Genomic DNA, 19,766 nt, shown 5'->3' with positions numbered 1-19,766 from the left:
CCGCCCTTTTTTATTGGCGCGCCGCCTCCCTGTGCGCACCCGCATGGTGCAAACACAGCCAATATCCTCCTTGCAAGCTTGTAAATTCAGGCATGAAAATTGCTCATTAGAAAACACTAACTGGGATGACAAGAAGGTGGTGCACGCATGGTGGGCAGAATTTCGCGCATGATCGGGAAATTGACGGTGGGGCGCAAACTGGCCCTGATCTATTTGCTCGATTTGTCCGCCGTGATTTTCATTTCCGGCATCCTCATCAACGAAAAATACCTGGCCATCGACTTCTCGCGCAAGGAGATGGCGGGCAACGATTACATCGCCGTGATCCGCGACGCCCTGCTGCCGCTGACGCGCGAACCCGCCGATGCCGCCCGCTCGGCCGCCGCCATCGAGCAGGCCGAGCGCCGGTTCGGCACGGGCATGCGCAGCATGGAACTGAGCGGGGAATTTTCCGTCCTGCTGCGCCAGGCCGGCGCTCCGCCAGCGCATGACGGCATCGGGCCCTCGCCCGCCTTCGCCGCCGGACGCGAACTGCTCACGCGCGTGGGCAACCAGTCCAACCTGATCCTCGACCCTGACCTGGACAGTTACTACACCATGTCGCTGGTGATCCTGCGCTTTCCCGAGCTGCTGGAAGTGATCAACAGCACGCGCGACCTGGCGCTGCAGCTGGCCACGGCCGAAGGTGCGCAGCGCCAGCGCATGCAGACGCAGTTCCTGATCCTGGAAGGGCGCATGGACGCCACCATGGGCGGCATCGGCAGCGACTATACGGAAGCGTTCGAGGCCAGCACGCCACTGCTGCGCCAGCACCTGGACGCTTCGCGCATGGCGCTGCGGCAAGCCATCGCACAGTTCCGCGCCAGCACCCAGGCGCTGGCCGGCACGCAGGCCAATCCCGCCGGCAGGCAGGAACTGCTGCGACGCGACGCGGTGGCGCTCGCCGCGCTGCGCCTGGCATGGCGCGACACGGCCAACGAATTGCAGCGCCTGATCCAGCTGCGCGTGGATGGCTTTTTTACGCGCATGTGGCTGCACCTGGGCACGGCCGTGCTGCTGCTGGTGATGATATTGGGGCTGGTGTTTTTTGTCGCGCGACAGATCGCCCTGCCCATCCGCCGCCTGGCGCGCGTGGCGCAGGACGTGCGCGAAACGGGCGACCATAGCCTGCGCGCCGTCTGGGACAGCGAGGATGAAACGGGGCGCCTGGTCAGCGTCTTCAACACCATGCTGCAGCAGCTCGATTTCCAGCGCGTGGCGCAGCAGGACCTGGTGGCGCGCGCCAGTGCGGCAGACGCGCAGCGCCAGCTGGTCGACGCCATTCCCATCCCGTTGATGGTCACTTCGATCCCGCACCACCGCGTGCTGCACGCCAACCAGGCCGCACACGCGTGGCAAGGCGGCCTGGAACTCGACCCGTGGGTGGGCGGCATGAGCGCGCCGGCGCGCTCGCGCTTCTTCCAGCGCCTGAGCGACCTGGGCGCCGTCGATGAATTCGAGGTGTGCTGGAGCGGCGGCGGCACGCCCACCTGGGCCTTGATTTCGGCGCGCCTGATCGACTATCAGGGCCAGCGCGCCGTGCTGTCGACCTTCACGCCGATCAACAAGATGAAGCTGATGGAGTCGCGCCTGGAACTGTGGGCCAAGGTCTTCGAGGCCTCGGCCGAAAGCCTGATCGTGATGGATGCCGACATGCGCATCATCACCGTCAACCAGGCGTTCCGCCGCCATGCGCTGTACGACATGGTGGAACTGATCGGCAAGCGCCCGGCCTTTTTTCTGTCGCCGCAAAACAGCCAAGAACAGCTCGACAGCCTGCGCCAGACCCTGGCGCGGCGCGGCTACTGGCAGGGCGAGATCTGGATACAGCGCAAATCGCTCGAAGCGTATCCCGCCTGGCTGGTGATGAATGCCGTGCGCGACCTCGATGGCGTCACCACGCACTTCATCGCCAGTTCGCTCGACATCAGCGAACGCAAGGCCAGCGAGCGGCAGATCGAGCACATGGCCCACCATGACGCGCTGACGGGACTGGCGAACCGCCACGTGGCGAAGCTGCGCCTGGCCGCCGCCATCGCGCAGGCGCGCCGCAGTGGCGAGAAGGTGGGCGTGCTGTTCGTCGACCTGGACCGTTTCAAGAGCGTCAACGACGCCCTGGGCCACCATGTGGGCGACGCGCTGCTGCAATCGGTGTCGGCACGCCTGCTGCAGCTGGTGCGCGAAAACGACACCGTCAGCCGCCTCGGTGGCGATGAATTCGTCGTCATCCTCAACGGCATCGGCGATGCCGCATCCATCGGCGCCCTGCTCGACACGCGGCTGATCCCCGCCATGCGCGAGCCGCACCAGGTGGAAGGCCATGAACTGCATGTTTCGTGCAGCGTGGGCGTGGCCATCTACCCGGACCATGGCAACGACATGGATACCCTGATGCGCCACGCCGATGCGGCCATGTACCAGGCCAAGAGCGGTGGGCGCGACCATGCGCGCATGTTCACGCCGCAGATGGAAGCACAGCAGTTGCAGCAGCTGCACCTGGAAAGCGATTTGCGCCATGCCATCGAGCGCCACGAACTGGTGCTGTACTACCAGCCGCGCGTCGATGCGCATAGCGGCCAGCTGCACGGCGTGGAAAGCCTGATCCGCTGGCATCATCCGCAGCGCGGCCTGATCGCGCCCGACAGCTTCATTCCCCTGGCCGAGGAAACGGGCCTGATCGTGGCGATCGGCGCCTGGGTCATTCGCGAAGCATGCCGCCAGCACGCGGCCTGGCGCGCGGCGGGCGTGGGCGATATCGGCGTATCGGTCAACCTGTCGGCCATCCAGCTGAAAAACGGCAGCCTGGCGGCCACCTTGCGCGAGGTGCTGCGCGAGTTTGACATCGCGCCGGGCCGGATCGAATTCGAGCTGACGGAATCGATCCTGATGGAGCATGTGGACGACACCGTCGCCACCTTGCAGGCGATCAAGGCGTTGGGTTTTGCCATCTCGATCGACGATTTCGGCACCGGCTATTCAAGCCTGAACTACCTGTGCCGCTTCCCGCTCGACAAGCTGAAGATCGACATGAGCTTCGTGCAGAACATCCACAATTCGCCGCAGAACCTGGCCGTGACCAAGGCCATCATCGGCCTCGGTCACACCCTGGGCCTGACGGTGACGGCCGAAGGCGTGGAAAGCGCGGCCGATGCCGCCGTGCTGCGCCACGCCGGCTGCGACGAACTGCAAGGCTATTACTTCGCCCGCCCCATGCCGCAGGCGCAGCTGGCGGCATGGCTGGCGCAAACGGCCGCCGCCTGCGTCGCGTAAAAATTACTCGGCGCTGGCGTGCATTTCGCTGGCGAACAGAGAAGCCGCATGCGCCAGCGAGCGCGTGGCGCGCGCCAGGAAATGCGTCCAGTGCTGCGGCTCGAGCAGCAGCATCTCGATGCAGAACCACACCTGGCCACGCACCACATGGCCCTTCACCAGCTTGATGCGGCGGTTCACTTCATCGAGCGCCACCAGCACGCGCTGCTGCTCCTGCGGCGACTCGATCGGCCAGACATTCGGCAGCAGCAGCTTGCCAAACTGGATGTCGTCGGCGTCCAGGCACAGCACATAGCCCATGCCCTCGAAGCGGAAAACGATATCGCCATCGCTGTCGGTCTGCGCCTGGTAGCCCTCGGCACGCAGGTGCTGCAGCAGAAACCCGGTGGCGGTGGCGGTAGTGGCGGCGGTGGTGAGTGTGGTCATGGTGTGATCCTTTCAGTGAGTGGGATGGCGGCGCGCGTCGTTGGCGCCGCTGCATCACCACCTCAACGCGGCCAGCCGCAAAAAATACAAAACTATTTTTCAGCCCTGTGGAGACCTTGCAACGCCGGCGCGCCAGCGTGACGTTCGCGCGCCTGCCGCCAGGGCGCATGAATGCAGCAGGGATACCGGAATTGATATTGACATCGCAAAAGAAGTGATTTGTGGGGCAAAGTCATTCCCCATACCATGATTCTTGAGCAAGTTTCAGCTCTGGCGGCGGCTGCCGCAGCGTTCTCAACATAACTAAAATACAGGTGGAGACAAGATGAACCAATGGATAGCAACGGGCACCCCCACGTCCCGGCAAAACACACGCTTGACCTTGAAGGCCACGGTGGCCGCGCTGGCCGGCGCCGGGCTGCTGAGCAGCGCGTCCGTCTGGGCGCAGCAGGCGCCCGCCGTCGAACCGGCCACCTTGGAAAGCACGCAGGCGGCGGCGCCGGAAGTGGCGGCCGAAGCACCAGCCGATACCTCGGGCATGGCCGTGGTGGCCGTCACCGGCGTGCGCCGCGCGGCGCAAAGCGCGCAGACGATCAAGAAGAACAACGACCAGGTGGTCGACTCCATCGTCGCCGACGAAATCGGCAAATTCCCCGACAAGAACGTCGCTGAAATCCTCGGCCGCGTGACGGGCGTGCAGGTGCGCCGCGAAGGCGGCGAAGCGGGCGGCGTCATCATCCGCGGCTTGCCCGGCGTGGTAACCCTGCTCAACGGCCGCGAGATGTTTACCTCGGTGGGCCGCAGCCTGTACCTGGCCGACATTCCGACGGCCATGCTGCAGCGCGTGGACGTGTACAAATCGCAGGGCGCCGACATGGTCGAGGGCGGCACGGCCGGCGTGATCGACGTGCGCACCAACCGCCCGTTCGACTTCAAGGGTTTCACCTCGTCGGTGAACGCGCGCGTCGAGCACCGCGACAAATCCGGCTCCACCGATCCGAACGTCAGCGGCATGGTTTCGAACCGCTGGAAAACGCAGTACGGCGAAATCGGCGCCCTGGTCGGCCTGTCTTACCAGCGCAGCAAATACTATGACGAGACGATCTGGAACGCCGAACCGGTGGCGCGTCCGGAAGCGGGCAATATCACGGGCCCCGATTCCGTCGGCATGATTCCGACCGTCGGCGACCGCAAGCGCTACGCCGCCAACGCCGCCTTCCAGTGGCGCCCGAACTCGCAGGTGGAAATCTACGCCGAAGGCATGTCGACCCTGATCAAGCATGCGTTCGACAGCCAGTTCTTCGTCGGCTCGCTGCCATGGGGTCAGAATCCGGACATCACCCTGATCCCCGGCACCAACCAGGCCGGCACCGTCGGCAAGATCGACGGCCCATGGTCGCCATTCACCCTCGGTTCGACCCAGGCGCGGCGCGACCGCTCGATCGGTTCGCAAGGCGCCATCGGCGCGCGCTGGGATGTCACGCCGCAATTGCGCGTGACGACGGAACTGGCGCGCACGGTCAGCAACTTCGAACGCGAATTCCCCATCCTCGACTTCCTCGCCCATCCGACCAGCGTGGTCGGCAGCACGAATGTGAACGGCGGCGCGCAGATCAGCTACCCCGGCTACGACATGGCCGATCCGAAGAACTACACGCTGCTGGGCTTCTACGATAACCACAGCCACGACGAAGGCAGCTCGACCGACTGGCGCGCCGACGCCATCTATGACATGGACAGCACGGGCTTCTTCCGCGAGTTTTCCACCGGCGTGCGCATGGCCAAGCGCAAGGCCGAATCGATCCGCGAAAAGAACGTGCAAGGCGGCCTGGCGTCACCCATCACGGCTGACAGCATTCCCGGCCTGGCATGCACCTCGCACAAGAACACGGGCAATTTCGGCCTGCAAAGCTGGATCACGCCATGTCGCGATTTCATGCTCAACAACACAGCCATGCTGCGCCAGTTGTTTACCGGTAGCAGCGAACGCAGCCCGGAAGATCCGCTGACGCACTTCCAGGACGTGGAAAAGACCAATGCCGTGTACGGCAAGGCGCGCATCGGTTTTGATGTGGGCGCCGTGCCATTCGACGGCACCCTGGGCGTGCGCGTGGTGCAGACCAAGCAGGACCTGCAGGGCAATTCCTCGCAGAACGGCGTCATCTCGCCCGTGCGCGTCAAGACTTCCGACACGGATGTGCTGCCCAGCATGACCCTGAAAGCCATGCTGCGCCAGGACCTGATCGGCCGCATGACGGCGGGCAAGGCCATCCAGCGCGCCAACTTCGCCGACTTCAACCCGGGCGTGACCCTGAGCCAGAGCCTGGACATGGTGCGCCCGACCGGCGGTGGCGGCAATCCCGACCTGAAACCGGTGGAAGGCAAGAATGTCGACCTGGCGCTGGAATGGTATTTCGCCCCGACCGGCTCCGTGACGGCCACCGTGTTCCGCCACAACTTCAAGAACTACATCCTGTCCGGTTCGGCCAAGGAAACGTATAACGGCATCGAGTACGACATCACGCGTCCGCGCAATACCTCGAAAGGGCATTTGCAGGGCATGGAAATGGCCTACCAGCAGTTCTACGACAAGCTGCCTGGCTGGCTGGGCGGCCTGGGCCTGCAGGCGAATGCCACCTACATGAAGGGCGAACTGGAAGAGATGGATGGCAATTCGCACCCGTTCACGGGCATGTCGAAATGGTCGGCCAACGTCGTCGGTCTGTACGAACAAGGCCCGTGGTCGGCGCGCCTGGCCTACAGCTGGCGCGACAAGTTCGTCGACGACTACAACTACCGCGGCAAGGGCATCCACCTGACCGTGGCGCCAACGAAAACCCTGGACGCGTCGGTCTCGTACAAGATCAACCCGAGCATGACGGTCACGCTGGACGCCAACAATCTGCTCGATTCGACCTACCACGACTACCACGACTCGCCGGAGTATGTGCGCGACGTGCGCCGCTATGACAAGGTCGTCGGCCTGTCCCTGCGCTGGAGCCTCTAAAAACACCCGGGGGCGTTGTTGCCGTGCCTCGCCATACCATGCGTACTGTCGTCGGCACGGCGCCTCCCCCTGGATGTTTTTAGCGTCAGTAACAACACTTGAGCAAACCGGCTGCGCAGCGCGCTGTGCGGCCGGCGATGCTCACGGCACGACCGTGCCGCTGCGCTGCTCGGCCGCACAGCACTGCCGCTCGCGGTGGTTTTCTCAGGCGTCGAAACGTCGTTGATATTCAGGTTTTTCTTCCTTGCGAGGGTTTTCAGCGCCAGCCGGCAACGGTTGGCGTTTTTTTGCCTTCTGGCATCTGTTCGCCGTTGGAATTGATTTAGCGCAAGGTGGCGAAACGCGGGGCTTTTATGCTGTCAGCTCGACCATCCAATCCGGCGGCAGCACCATGCGCGATGCACGGCCCATCGATGCACAATTATTCCAGCCCGACATACCCATGCGGCTCGACATGCGCACGGCGGCGCTGGTCGAGCATGCGCTGGCCTTGCAGGAAATGGCTGGCACGGGCGCCGCCGCCCTGTTCCTGCATTGCCACGACGTGCCCCTGGCCACCGCCCTGCGCGTGCTGACGACGGGGCCGCGCCGCCAGCTGGCCGGTCCCCACCTGTTCGCCCGGCTGCGTCCCCGCACGGGCGCGCTGGCGCAAGGCTTGCCGCTACCGGCGCGCTGACGAATCCTGTACCATCGCCGCAACCCATTGATTGAAAGCACGGCGATGCAGGCAGCGACACCCCACGACCCCCATGCGGCCCTGATGGCCCTGATCAAGGCACGCTACGCCGAACTGAGTCCGCAATTCCAGGCCGGCGCGCGCTACCTGGTCGACCATCCGGACGAGGTGGCGGTCTCGTCGATGCGCAGCATCGCCACGCGGGCCCAGGTGCAGTCGGCCGCCCTCGTGCGCCTGGCGCAGCAGCTGGGTTTTGCCGGCTGGCCGGAACTCAAGGCCATCTTCGTCGAACGCCTGCGCGCGGGGCCAGGCGGCTACGCGGAAAAAGCCGGGGCGCTGGCCGGCAAGGACGGCAATCTGGTCACCGACGTCTTCACGGTGCAGCAACGCAACCTGGCCGCCACGGAAAGCGCCAACCACGCGGCCCTGGACGCTGCCGCCACCTTGCTGCAGGCGGCGCCGCGCGTGCACGTGGCTGGCTTTCGCGCTGCCCATCCCATCGCCTACACCCTGCACTATCTGTACCGGCTGCTGCGCCCCAGCGTGCAGCTGCTGAGCGGCCAGGGCGGCACCCTGGAAATGGACTTGCGCGCCCTGCAGGCGGGCGAAGCCGTCGTCGTCATCAGCTTCGCGCCGTATTCCAGCGAAGCGCTGCTGGTGGCGCAGGCGGCGCGCCAGGCCGGCTGCCAGCTCATCGCCATCAGCGACAGCGCCATCTCGCCGCTGGCCCTGCAGGCGGACGCCAGCATCGTCATCGCCGTCGACAGCCCTTCGTTCTTCCCTTCCATCGTGGCCGGCATCGCCGCCGTGGAAAGCCTGGCGGAATTGCTGGTGGCGCGCGCAGGCCCAGGCGCCGTGCAAGCCATCGGCGCGGCGGAAAAGCAATTGCGTGCGCTGGGCGCTTATGCAAATACATCAAATGATGTAAATTAATATTAAATACATCGATCGTTGCAATTCGGCACGGCGCATCCTATAATCGGCCTTCCCTCCTGCCGAATGAAAGTGATGCCATGAGCCATGTCTTCCACCGCAGCTTGAGTACCAGCTATCCTGTCGCCGCCGGTGGCGACGGCCCTTACCTGATCGATGCGGACGGCAAGCGCTACCTGGACGCCTGCGGCGGCGCCGCCGTCTCGTGCCTGGGCCATTCGGATGCGGCCGTCATCGCCGCCGTGCAGCAGCAGATCGCCAGCATGGCCTACGCGCATAGCTCCTTCTTTACCAGCGAGCCCATGGAAGAGCTGGCCGATTTTCTCGTCGCCCGCGCGCCCGCCGGCATCGACAGCGTGTATTTCGTCTCGGGCGGCTCGGAAGCGGTGGAAAGCGCGTTGAAGATGGCGCGCCAGTATTTCGTCGAGCGGGGCCAGCCGCAGCGCCGCCACATCATCGCGCGCCGCCAGAGTTATCACGGCAATACCCTGGGCGCGCTGGCCACGGGCGGCAATGCCTGGCGCCGCCAGCAGTTCGAGCCGCTGCTGATTGGCGTTACCCACGTGTCGCCCTGCTACGCCTGGCGCGAGCAGCAGCAAAATGAAACGGACGGCGACTATGTGGCGCGCCTGGGCCAGGAACTGGAGGACAACATCGCCGCACTGGGCGCGGAAAATGTCATGGCCTTCATCGCCGAACCCGTCGTCGGCGCCACGGCCGGCGCCCTGCCCGCCGTCGCCGGCTATTTTGCGCGCATGCGCGACATCTGCCAGCGCCACGGCATCCTCTTGATCCTCGACGAAGTCATGTGCGGCATGGGCCGCACGGGCACGCTGTTCGCCTGCGAGCAGGAAGGCGTCACGGCAGACCTGATCTGCATCGCCAAGGGCCTGGGCGCCGGCTACCAGCCCATCGGCGCCGTGATGGTGTCGGTCGACATCCGCGACACCATCCGTGCCGGCACGGGCTTCTTCCAGCATGGCCACACGTATATCGGCCACGCCACTGCCTGCGCCGCCGCGCTGGCCGTGCAGCGGCAGATCGAGGAGCGCGATCTACTGGCCAACGTGCGCGCCATGGGCAGCCTGCTGCAGGAGCGGCTGCAGCAGCGCTTCGGCGAGCATCCGCACGTGGGCGACATCCGCGGCCGCGGCCTGTTCCTGGGCCTGGAACTGGTGCAGGAGCGCAATACCAAGCAGCCGTTCGACCCCGCCCGCCGCCTGCACGCGCGCATCAAGGCGCGCGCCATGCAGGCCGGCCTGATGTGCTACCCCATGGGCGGCACCATCGACGGCCTGCACGGCGACCATATCCTGCTGGCGCCGCCCTACATCATCGATGCGGGCCACGTCGATGAAATCGTCGACAAGCTGGGCATCGCCATCGACGCCAGCGTGGATTAACCTTCACTAGCCGCGCCCGCTGTTGCCTACGGTGGACATCAGGCTGGCGCCGCAGCTGGTCTTGTGGCCTTCGAAGGCCACGGGGATGCCATCGATCAGCACCTGCGGATCGCCCTCGGCGATCACGCAGCGCACGTGGCCCTTGATCGGACAGACGCAAGGGTCGCCCTTGCGCGCCACCGCCACGCCCAGCACCGTGCTGTTCGGTGCGGCACCCACCACCTTGCCGCCATGGCTGGTGGGGTCGTTCAAACGGATCACGCCGCGCATGGTGCTTCCTTTGAAGTGATGAGATGAATCATTGCGAAAACCCCTGGTAGTATTCCGGCGCATCGTGGCGCAAGCCCCACCATGGCAGATAGGCGTGGTTGCCACCGCGCGCGCGGAACCATGGCTTGTCGGCCTGGATCGGCCGCACGACGGCCGGCGGGGCCACCACCAGCGCCACTGGCGCGGTCAAATTGCTGGTGCCTGCCACCAGCACCGGCTTGCCGAAATGGTGTGCGTAAGCGATGCCCAGCGCCACGTTCGTCAGCGCCGTGCCGGCCCCCGTCTCGCCCAGCACCGCCGTCAGATTGAAACTTTGCTTGAGCAGGTCGAATTCCGGCAATTGCAGGGTGAGCGTCTGCGCCAGCGCGCCGAGGCGCTCGGACGCGTCCTGGTGCGTATTGCCGGCATCGTGAATGACGTAGCCAATCTCGGTATCCGTCTTATTGGCCTTGCCTGCGGCATCATCGATGGCGGCCGCCCACGCCTGCACCAGGCGCGGCGGCTCACCCTTTTTCGCCTCAAAATCAGCCACCCGTTTCGTGCTCGGATAGCCGAGCCACGCCAGCGGTGCGCGCTCCGTCTTGTAGTCGGGGCCGGCCAGCACCAGCAGCACCAGATTCTCGTTGATCTGCCTGTCCTTGGGCCGGCTGGGCGCATCCCAGTTCATGACCCATACGGTTTCTTTGGGATGGCTTTGCAGATAGTCAAGCGCTGCGGCCAAGGAGGTAAAACCGGCGTTGGGGCCGCCCATGGTGACGCGGACGTCGGGTGGGGTGGAACGGGTCCAGAGGGTGGGAGCGTGGATGTTACCGATGCTAAAAGTTCTTGCAACACGCTGACGAACGAATTCCGTCGTCTCGACTGAATTCAGTTTACCTTCCGGCAAAGCATACTCTATGTGGATGCCCGCCAGTTCACGCCAGCGTGATTTATCTTCGGCTGAATGAACGTTATAAAAATATTCCGGATCAGAGTAATAGTTTCCATGAAATAAATTCATTAACTCATTGACATATTTTTCATGGTAGCCATCGAAACTCTCAGCCCCCTCATTTCCTATTGCAACCGAGGCAATGCTTTGTAATCTGGAGTATTTTTCGGGTCTTTTTTTAAGCATATCATCGTTTAAATTTGGCCTCGCCAACCCCAGCGCCCAAAGCAACTGCCACTCTGTTGGATAGTCCTTACGCTGCAGAGGATTCAGCCATTGCAATCCAACAACCTGGGCCATATATGGTAACTTTTCAGGCGTGGTAGTAATAACTGAATTAGATGAAATCTTTATGTTTGTAGATGTACGCATGCGCGCGCACGCAGACAGAACTAAGACAGTCAAAAATACGCCGAGCAAAGATAGAAAAAAAGATCTAGACATAAAAAGACTCCAGTAGATAATCCTACTACAAGTGAGTTAAAATTCGATAAGGCAAGTATTAATATCGACTTATTCAAATGCCCTTTCGCCAGAATTGGGAAGTGATCCAGGAACAGGATTTTCTCGTATATCAATGATGAACATAGGTAGCTCACCTCCTCCGCCCGCTGTCTTAACCCACTGAGCCGTGGTCAAACCAGAGAATTTTCCATCATTGAAGTACTCTTCAAAACACTTAGCAGCGTCGCTTCTGTATAGTGCTTTCAACAACCTCCAATCCGCCGCCACCCGCAACTTGCGCAACTGGTCCGGCTTGATGCGGCACTCGCCTACCGCCACGTCGTACGCGAGCGCCCGCTCCGCGTGCATGGGGTTGGTCATGATGCTGGAATGGTCGGTGGCATAGGCGTCGACCTGGCTGGCCATCATTTCTTCAATGCGCGTACCGCGCCATTTCAGGTAGTCGGCGTCTGGCGTGGCATTGCGCTGCTCCTGCTGCACTTTTTGCCCGCTGGGGCTTTTATTTTCGATCTGCGCCAGGTTGCGTATCACCGCCCGCTGCTCGTATTTCAAACGCATCTCGTCTTCCGCCGTGCCCTTGGCGCTGTCCATCCGTTTGGCTTCGCTCTTGCCTTCTTGCCCTTGCAAGCCGCCAGGTGGAATTTCATGGTCGACAGAGTAATCTTCGCCGGAAGCGCGCGGCTTACCCTCCTGCCGCGACTCGCCGGGTGGAGCATAGCCTTCATCAAACTGGTCGCTCTTGACGCCAAAGCGCAGGGACTGCGGTGTAAAGGTTGCAGGTAATGCAGGAGCGCTCAGTTCGATTTGCCAGTGTTCATCCGGTGAGGCATTGGCAGGACTTCTGGCCAGGCCTGTGGCAACAATCATCACCGGTGCGGCGGCCACGGTCAGCAACACGGCAAGCACGCCTTCGCTGGCGGCTATGCCTTGCTTGATGAAGTAGCTCGCATATTTCTGGGTCGGGAACCAGAAATCGCTGCCACCAGCCTTGGGCTTGCGCCAATGATCAGCCCAGTAATGGTAGTGGCCCATCTTGCCTACCGTGCAGCCTTGCGCAAACACACGCTGCACATAGACGCCTTGCGCATGGGTGGCGGCCAACTCGTCAGGGTTCAGGCCGGGCGCCGGCACCTGCCGGTAGAGCCCATCTGCATTATTGGTGAAGGTGGAAAAGGAAAATTGAGTTTGGACAAGATTGCAGGCATGAGTACGCAAGGGATGTCATTCGGAAGGCATCACCGCTACTTTTGTTCATTCCTTGCCAATATTAATTGACTTATTCGAAACAATCGTTTTAAATCAGGAAGTTACTCAAAATCAATCATCTTGCGTACGCCAGCATCGCCTTTACCCTAGCCGATGCTCGATGCCCACGTTGATGCCTCTCTCGCCAAGGTATATGGAACTGCTCGACTCCCTGCGTCCGTCCCCGCTACATGACGACAATATCAGCGAGCACTATGAAGTGCGCCGCTTGCTGGGCGAAGGCGGCTTCGGCCACGTATTCGAAGCCTGGGATGCCAAGCTGTGCCGCAGTGTGGCGCTGAAGCGCCTGAAGCCCCAAGCCGATGTGCCGCATCCGGAAAAACTCATCAATGAAGCACGCCTGGCCGCGTCGCTCAAACATGCCGCCTTCGTGCGCATCTTCGCCATCGAGGGCCAAGGCACGGGCCAGTCCATCGTCATGGAACTTGTCGAAGGCCAGACCCTCGGGCAGTTCATGCACGGCGGCAAGGCCGACCTGCAGGCCGCGCTGGACATCGCCTACCAGATCGCCGACGCCATGGACGAAGCGCATGCCATGGACCTCGTGCATGGCGACCTGAAGCCGTCGAACCTGATGCTCGAAGCGAACGGCAAGGTGCGCATCCTCGACTTCGGCCTGGCGCGCCACATGGACCCGCAAGCCACGCAAACGACCACCCTGTGCGACCTGCAGGGCACGATCGCCTACATGGCGCCCGAGCGCCTGATGGGCCGCCTGCCCGACACGCGCGGCGACGTCTACGCGCTGGGCGCCATGCTGTACGAAATGCTGGCCGGCCAGCGCCACTTCGCCCACCTGAACGGCCTAGCCCTGGCCGCCGCCCACATGCAGGCGACGGAAGCCTGGCCCGACCTGCCGGACACGGTGCCACCCACCATCAACGCCCTCGTGCGCGCGATGACGGCGCACGACCCGGCCGAACGGCCGCGCACCATGCGTGACGTGCGCGAGGCGATCGGGGCGCAGCGCGGGGAAGCGCTCACCTTGGCCACGCCACTTGCCGACTCTACGCCTGCGAAGGAAGAGCCGCCCGCCAGCGTCTCCATCCGCCTGCCCCTGCCCCGCAAGCGCACCCTGAAATGGGGCGCGGGCGTGGCGCTGCTGGCCGTGCTGGCAGGATGGCAGTTGCCCAACATCATTCCTGCCGTCAAATCGTTCGTCACGGGAGAAAAAGCGCCCGCACCGTATTCGGAAATGGCCAGCATGGCGGCGGGGATGGAGGCGTTGCGGGTGTTTGATCGCGATACGAGCCAGGCCGAGGCAATTGAGCAGTTCACGACGGTAATCAAACATAATCCGGGCAGTGCCGCCGCAACTGCTGGGCTGTCTCTCGCTTATAGCCTGCGCTATATCGGAAATGGCCGCGATGATACTTGGCTACAACGGGCCGATGCCAGTGCTCAGCAAGCATTGATGATAGACAATCAATTAGCACTGTCACATGTAGCTCATGCATGGGTATTAGACCTTCAGGGCAAGCGTGACGCTTCCATGGTGGCCACAACCGTTGCACTTAATCTGGATCCAAATAACATATTGGGATTGGCGGGAAAAGCGCGCCTACTGATTCAAGCAAACAAATTTGACCTGGCACGCTCTGCACTTGACATGGCGATGGCAGCTCATCCTTCTGAACGTCTGTTTCCTTTACTGCTCGGCCTGATGTTTTACCGCCAAGCAAATTACGAAAAGGCAGAACAAGCTTTTCGTACAAGCATAAAACTCGATCCGCAATCACCAAATGCCTACGCTTATCTCAACGCAGTTCTGCTACGCCAAAATCGCAATGATGAGGCGCTACAGGTACTGCAACAAGGTTTGCAAATAAAACCATACTGGGAACTATACAGTAATCTTGGCACCTCATTATTCGCAAAGGGTGACTATTTAGGTGCAGTAAAAGCATTTGAAAACGCAGTATCTTCTAGCAAAGGTAGCCCTGGAATTTATATGCTTTGGGCAAATCTTGCGGATGCGCAGAGGTGGATCCCTGCTCTGGCAAAGGATTCACATTACTCCTACCGGCGTGCCATCGCATTGCTTAACCCTATGTTGACACGCTTGCCAGGTGACGCCACGCTTAATTCCCGTATGGCGCTGTATTTAGCCTATGTTGGCGAGAGCAAACCCGCTTTGCTACACATGCGTCAAGCGATTGCCATCTCCCCTAATGATGCAGATGTAAATTTCAGAGCCGCACTGACGCACGAACTGCTGAAAAACCGGGATGCCGCATTGCAGATGCTGCAAAACTCTGCCCGTGTCGGCTATCCACTCAATTTGATCGAATCGGCACCCGATCTTTTGAGCTTAAGGCGAGATGCTCGCTACCAACAATTTATTACCAACTTTGAAAGAAATAATAAAAAATGACCCCTGTAAGCCCTTGGATGAAACTCTCAGTACATTTTGATGCCGACCAGATCACCAATCAACTCGACTACAGCTTTACCTCGTGCGACGGAACGGCAGACCCACGTCATGGCCCCTACATGGGTGGTGTTCATTTTCAAAAGGGGCAACATGTCTATCTAGATGCGACCTGTTGTGGTTCGAAAGAAAGCGGATTTACCGGGTTTCAGATCATCGACTGCTGTATTATCAGCGTACCTCAACTGACGCAGGTCGGCCCAAAAGTACCTACCGTCTACTCGCCGCCGTCACCTTTCCTGCAAGCTATCGGGGCCACCTATAATCTGTCGCTGGATTTCGAATCGCAAGTGCTCCCGCAAGATCCTGCACTCCCCGATCTGCGCCGTATCCGTCAGGAATGGAAGCACACGCTCGACGTCGGCCATGCAAACGGTCGCTGGGAACTTTCCTTCGTTATGACCGTGCGTATTACACGTGGAGAAGGAGTTCAACCGGAGCTCCGCGTATTTTCGTTTGACCCAGAAAGCTCCGTCGGCGGCTCGATCGCTATTTAAGACTCCGTCCAGGACTTGTAAAGGATTGAAAGTCTACTCAGACTCGCTCCTTGGCGAACTCTCTAAGTTGAACATATCATCCGCAACTTCCAAGCCGCGCCCCCCTCCGCCGGCGCGGCTTTTTCGCACCCGCACGCAATACGCCGCCCCGCCCGCCGAAAGCGGTAAAATGACGGCCTTAACCCAAGCTCCGCCCTCTGGCGCGGCCTTGAACGCACACAGCATCACACACAGCCCGGCAGGCATGCCTTTCCTGCCGCCGGACCAACGACAAAGAACACATGACCACCGTCCCAAAAGAAATCAACGCCGCCGCGGCAAAGAAGAATTCGGCTGAAAAGCTCACGCCGATGATGCAGCAATATATGGGCATCAAGGAAAACCACCCGACGATGCTGGTCTTCTACCGCATGGGCGATTTCTACGAGCTGTTTTTCGAGGACGCGGAAAAAGCCTCGCGCCTGCTGGGCATTACCCTGACGGCGCGCGGCGTGGCCAGTGGCAACCCGATTAAAATGTGCGGCGTGCCGTTTCATTCGCTCGATGGCTATCTGGCCAAGCTGGTCAAGCTGGGCGAGTCGGTGGCCATCTGCGAGCAGATCGGCGACCCGGCCACCAGCAAGGGGCCCGTCGAACGCAAGGTCATGCGCGTGGTCACGCCCGGCACCCTGACGGATGCGGACTTGCTGCCAGAGAAGGCCGAGCGCCCGCTGCTGGCCATGTGCAGCATCACGCAGCGCAAGACGGTCACCACGGGCCTGGCCTGGCTGTCGCTGGCCAGCGGCGCCTTGAAGCTGATGGAGTTTTCCGGCGACAGCGCCACCGTGGCCGTGCGCTTGCAGCAGGAACTGGAACGCATCGTGCCGGCGGAAATCTTGAGCGGCGACAATGGCAACCTGTTCGACGATTACGCGGGCACGCACATCAACCGCGTACCAGACTGGCATTTCGACGTGGTCGGCGGCCACAAGGCCCTGCTCGATCAACTGGGCGTGGCGACCTTGACGGGCTTTGGCGCCGATGGCCTCGGCGCAGCGTTCGGCGCGGCCGGCGCGCTGCTGCGCTATGCGCAATCGACGCAGGGGCGCGGCCTGCAGCACGTGCGTTCATTGACGACGGAAACGGAAAGCGAATTCATCGGCCTGGACGCGGCCACGCGGCGCAACCTGGAGCTGACGGAAACCATCCGCGGCCAGGAATCGCCGACCTTGTTCTCTCTGCTCGACCATTGCCGCACCGCCATGGGTTCGCGCATGCTGCGCCACTGGCTGCACCACGCGCGGCGCGACCAGAACGTGGCGCGCGCGCGCCATGAAGCCATCGCCGCGCTGGCGCAAAGCGAAGCGGCGGGACCATTGGCTGCCACCCTGGCGCAAGTGCCCGATATCGAACGCATCACCACGCGCATCGCGCTGCTGTCGGCGCGTCCGCGCGACCTGGCCGCCCTGCGCGACGGCTTGCTGCAACTGCCGGCCTTGCGCGGCGACGTCGTGCGCTGTTACGGACCTGGCCAGGGCGGCGAAACCGGTTTACTTGCTGCCATCCACGCGGCCCTGTCAACACCGACCGCCTGCCTGGACTTGCTGGTACGCGCCGTGGCGCAGGAACCGGCCGCGATGGTGCGCGACGGCGGCGTGTTTGCCACCGGCTTCGATGCGGAACTCGACGAATTGCGCGCGCTGTCGGAAAACGCGGGCCAGTTCCTGCTCGACCTGGAAACGCGCGAACGGGCGCGCACCGGCATCGCCAACCTGCGCGTGGAATACAACAAGGTGCACGGCTTCTACATTGAAGTGACGCACGGCCAGACGGACAAGGTGCCGGACGACTATCGCCGCCGCCAGACCCTGAAAAACGCCGAGCGCTACATCACGCCGGAACTCAAGGTCTTCGAAGACAAGGCCCTGTCGGCGCAAGACAAGGCCCTGGTGCGCGAAAAGCTGCTGTACGACCTGCTGCTGGCCGACCTGGCGCCGCACATCGGCACCTTGCAGACCATTGCGCAGGGCCTGGCCCAGCTCGATACTCTGAATGCGCTGACAGAACATGCGCAGCAGCACAACTGGGCCGCGCCGCAACTGGTCGACGAGCCGTGCATCAACATCGTCGAAGGCCGCCACCCGGTGGTGGAAAAGCAGATCGAACGCTTCATCGCCAACGATTGCCGCTTCGTCAACAAGCGCCGCCTGCTGCTGATTACCGGTCCGAACATGGGCGGTAAATCGACCTTCATGCGCCAGGTGGCGCTGATCACCCTGCTGGCCTACGTGGGCAGCTACGTGCCGGCCGCGTCCGCCACCATCGGCCCCATCGACCGCATCTTCACGCGTATCGGCGCCACCGACGATCTGGCGGGCGGACGCTCGACCTTCATGGTGGAAATGACGGAATCGGCGGCGATTTTGAACGGCGCCACCGAGCACTCGCTGGTGCTGATGGATGAAGTGGGCCGCGGCACCTCGACCTTCGACGGCCTGGCCCTGGCCTGGGCCATCGCGCGCCACCTGATCGATACCAGCCGCAGCTTCACCCTGTTCGCCACGCACTACTTTGAGCTCACGCAATTGCCGGACAGCCACCCGAGCGCCGCCAACGTGCATCTGTCGGCAGTCGAGCACAAGGACAGCATCGTCTTCCTGCACGCCGTGCAAGCTGGCCCCGCCTCGCAAAGCTACGGCTTGCAGGTGGCGCAACTGGCTGGCGTGCCTCAGCCGGTGATCAAGGCGGCGCGCAAGCACCTGGCGCGCCTGGAAGCGCAGGCGCTCGACGCCACGCCGCAGCGCGACCTGTTCGCGCTGCCATCGGCCGATCCGTATGCGCAGGAGGAAGAAGAGGAAGCATCGGCGCCGCTGGCCGCGCTGAACGCGGCGCAGCAAGCCTTGCTCGACGCCATCGCCGACCTCGATCCCGATGCGCTCACGCCACGCGATGCGCTGGAGCAGTTGTATCAGCTGAAACGGCTGGCCGCCGCATGACGATCCGGCGCAGCACCCTGCGCCTGCTGGCGGCAGGCCTGCTGGCCGCCAGCCTGCCATGGCAAGCGGCACAGGCCGCACCGGCGGACCAGGCAGGCTTCGAGTTTGCCGTGCTGGGCCACTCCTTCAAGGACGGGCCCGACAATGCGCCACTGAAAAAGGCGATCGCCGAGACCAGCGCCTTCAATGCCGCCTTCGTCGTGGCAACGGGCATCAAGGCCGCCAGCGAGTCGTGCAGTGACAAGCTGTACAGCCAGCGCAAGGACTTGCTGGACGCCAGCGGCCCGCCGCTGATCGTCTCGCTGTCGGCCAGCGACTGGGCGTATTGCCGCAATTCGCGCGGCAGGGTCAACGCCATCGAGCGCCTGAACCGCCTGCGTGACGTGTATTTCGCCGACGACCAGAGCCTGGGCCAGCGCAAGCTGACCTTGTCGCGGCTGTCATCGACGGCGAAGTTCCGCAGCTATGCGGAAAATGCGCACTGGGAATACGGCGGCGTGCTGTTTGCCACCGTGAATCTGCCGGCCAACAACAACCATTTCCTGCCCGAAGCGGGCCGCAACAGCGAATTCGAAGACCGCCTGGTGGCCAACCGCTCCTGGCTGCAGCGCCTGTTCGCCATGGCCCAGCGCAAGAAGCTCGACGGCATCGTGCTGTTTTCCGACGGCGAGGTGGGCGTGCTGGACGAAGACGACAATTCGCTGCTGCCCAGCTTCAGCTCGAAACAGGATGGCTTCGCGGGGCCGCGCAAGCAGATCCGCACACTGGCAAAGAAATTCAGCGGCAAGGTCTTGCTGGTCGATACGCACAGCGACAACGAGGCGGAGGGGAAGGAAAGCAGGAACCGCAAGGCCGCCGCCAAGGTAGGCGCGCCAAAAATCAGCTGGAAAGGCAACCTGGGGCACGTCAGCATCGACAACGACTGGTCCGCCATCGCCGTACGGCCAGGCAAGACGCCTTTGTTTGAGGTACGTCAACGGGCAGCCCGGCCATCGGCGCAAGCCAGGGCCAGGGCGTCGACCTTGCGCCGTTAGCGCATAAGCAAACAGGCCGGCATGTAGACGGCCTGTTTTCATTCAAGCAGCGTCACGCCCAACAGACGTCACGACGCCTGACAAAACCGTAGCGAGCAGCTGCGCGGCGTGGCCGAGAAGCGCAACCGTACTAGAGTACGGTG

13 protein-coding genes are annotated in these 19,766 nt (G+C 62.4%); 9 read left to right on the top strand and 4 right to left on the bottom strand.

Annotated elements, in window-relative coordinates:
- Positions 1–168: 168 nt before the first annotated feature.
- Positions 169–3,309 (top strand): EAL domain-containing protein, encoded by a 3,141-nt coding sequence (locus ACQ4WR_RS16980; protein WP_436488634.1) that lies wholly within the window; start codon positions 169–171, stop codon positions 3,307–3,309.
- 3 nt (positions 3,310–3,312) lie between these two features.
- On the opposite strand, the gene ACQ4WR_RS16975 is transcribed toward ACQ4WR_RS16980, so the two are convergent.
- Positions 3,313–3,735 carry a hypothetical protein gene (locus ACQ4WR_RS16975; RefSeq protein WP_436488632.1) on the bottom strand — a complete coding sequence of 141 codons (423 nt, stop codon included), beginning with the start codon at positions 3,733–3,735 and terminating at the stop codon, positions 3,313–3,315.
- Between the two features lie 325 nt (positions 3,736–4,060).
- Here ACQ4WR_RS16975 and ACQ4WR_RS16970 point away from each other — a divergent pair, with 325 nt between their 5' ends.
- From ACQ4WR_RS16970 to ACQ4WR_RS16955, 4 genes are all read left to right on the top strand, one after another.
- On the top strand, positions 4,061–6,742 hold the full coding sequence (locus tag ACQ4WR_RS16970) for a TonB-dependent receptor (protein ID WP_436488630.1): 2,682 nt from the start codon (positions 4,061–4,063) through the stop codon (positions 6,740–6,742).
- A 391-nt stretch (positions 6,743–7,133) separates the two neighbouring features.
- The gene (locus ACQ4WR_RS16965) at positions 7,134–7,418 is read left to right on the top strand and encodes a hypothetical protein (RefSeq protein WP_436488628.1); all 285 of its coding nucleotides are present in this window, start codon (positions 7,134–7,136) and stop codon (positions 7,416–7,418) included.
- A gap of 45 nt (positions 7,419–7,463) precedes the next feature.
- Positions 7,464–8,351, top strand: coding sequence for a MurR/RpiR family transcriptional regulator (locus ACQ4WR_RS16960; protein ID WP_436488626.1), 888 nt, complete (start codon positions 7,464–7,466; stop codon positions 8,349–8,351).
- 80 nt (positions 8,352–8,431) lie between these two features.
- Positions 8,432–9,754, top strand: a complete 1,323-nt coding sequence (locus tag ACQ4WR_RS16955; protein ID WP_436488624.1) for an aspartate aminotransferase family protein — start codon at positions 8,432–8,434, stop codon at positions 9,752–9,754.
- A 6-nt stretch (positions 9,755–9,760) separates the two neighbouring features.
- Here ACQ4WR_RS16955 and ACQ4WR_RS16950 read toward each other — a convergent pair whose 3' ends face one another.
- The 3 genes from ACQ4WR_RS16950 to ACQ4WR_RS16940 all read right to left on the bottom strand — a co-directional run bounded on the left by ACQ4WR_RS16950 (position 9,761) and on the right by ACQ4WR_RS16940 (position 12,635).
- Positions 9,761–10,024 (bottom strand): PAAR domain-containing protein, encoded by a 264-nt coding sequence (locus ACQ4WR_RS16950; protein WP_436488622.1) that lies wholly within the window; start codon positions 10,022–10,024, stop codon positions 9,761–9,763.
- A gap of 28 nt (positions 10,025–10,052) precedes the next feature.
- Complete coding sequence (locus ACQ4WR_RS16945) at positions 10,053–11,327, bottom strand: hypothetical protein (RefSeq protein ID WP_436488620.1); 1,275 nt, start codon at positions 11,325–11,327, stop codon at positions 10,053–10,055.
- 141 nt (positions 11,328–11,468) lie between these two features.
- Complete coding sequence (locus tag ACQ4WR_RS16940) at positions 11,469–12,635, bottom strand: effector protein Tle3 domain-containing protein (RefSeq protein WP_436488618.1); 1,167 nt, start codon at positions 12,633–12,635, stop codon at positions 11,469–11,471.
- A gap of 184 nt (positions 12,636–12,819) precedes the next feature.
- Here ACQ4WR_RS16940 and ACQ4WR_RS16935 point away from each other — a divergent pair, with 184 nt between their 5' ends.
- From ACQ4WR_RS16935 to ACQ4WR_RS16920, 4 genes are all read left to right on the top strand, one after another.
- Entirely contained in the window at positions 12,820–15,060 is a 2,241-nt protein-coding gene (locus ACQ4WR_RS16935) for a protein kinase domain-containing protein (protein ID WP_436488616.1), read from the top strand.
- Positions 15,061–15,077: 17 nt separating this feature from the next.
- Positions 15,078–15,614, top strand: a complete 537-nt coding sequence (locus tag ACQ4WR_RS16930) for a hypothetical protein (protein ID WP_436488614.1) — start codon at positions 15,078–15,080, stop codon at positions 15,612–15,614.
- Between the two features lie 281 nt (positions 15,615–15,895).
- The gene (gene mutS, locus ACQ4WR_RS16925) at positions 15,896–18,589 is read left to right on the top strand and encodes a DNA mismatch repair protein MutS (protein ID WP_436488612.1); all 2,694 of its coding nucleotides are present in this window, start codon (positions 15,896–15,898) and stop codon (positions 18,587–18,589) included.
- A complete protein-coding gene (locus ACQ4WR_RS16920; RefSeq protein ID WP_436488610.1) occupies positions 18,586–19,623 on the top strand; it encodes a hypothetical protein in 1,038 nt (345 codons plus the stop codon). Before mutS ends, ACQ4WR_RS16920 begins: the two co-directional genes overlap by 4 nt.
- Positions 19,624–19,766 lie beyond the last annotated feature (143 nt).

Source organism: Janthinobacterium amylolyticum (assembly GCF_051380655.1).
GTDB lineage: Bacteria > Pseudomonadota > Gammaproteobacteria > Burkholderiales > Burkholderiaceae_D > Janthinobacterium.
Note: the sequence above shows the minus strand (reverse complement) of the source record. Positions and strands in the feature narration are given on the sequence as shown.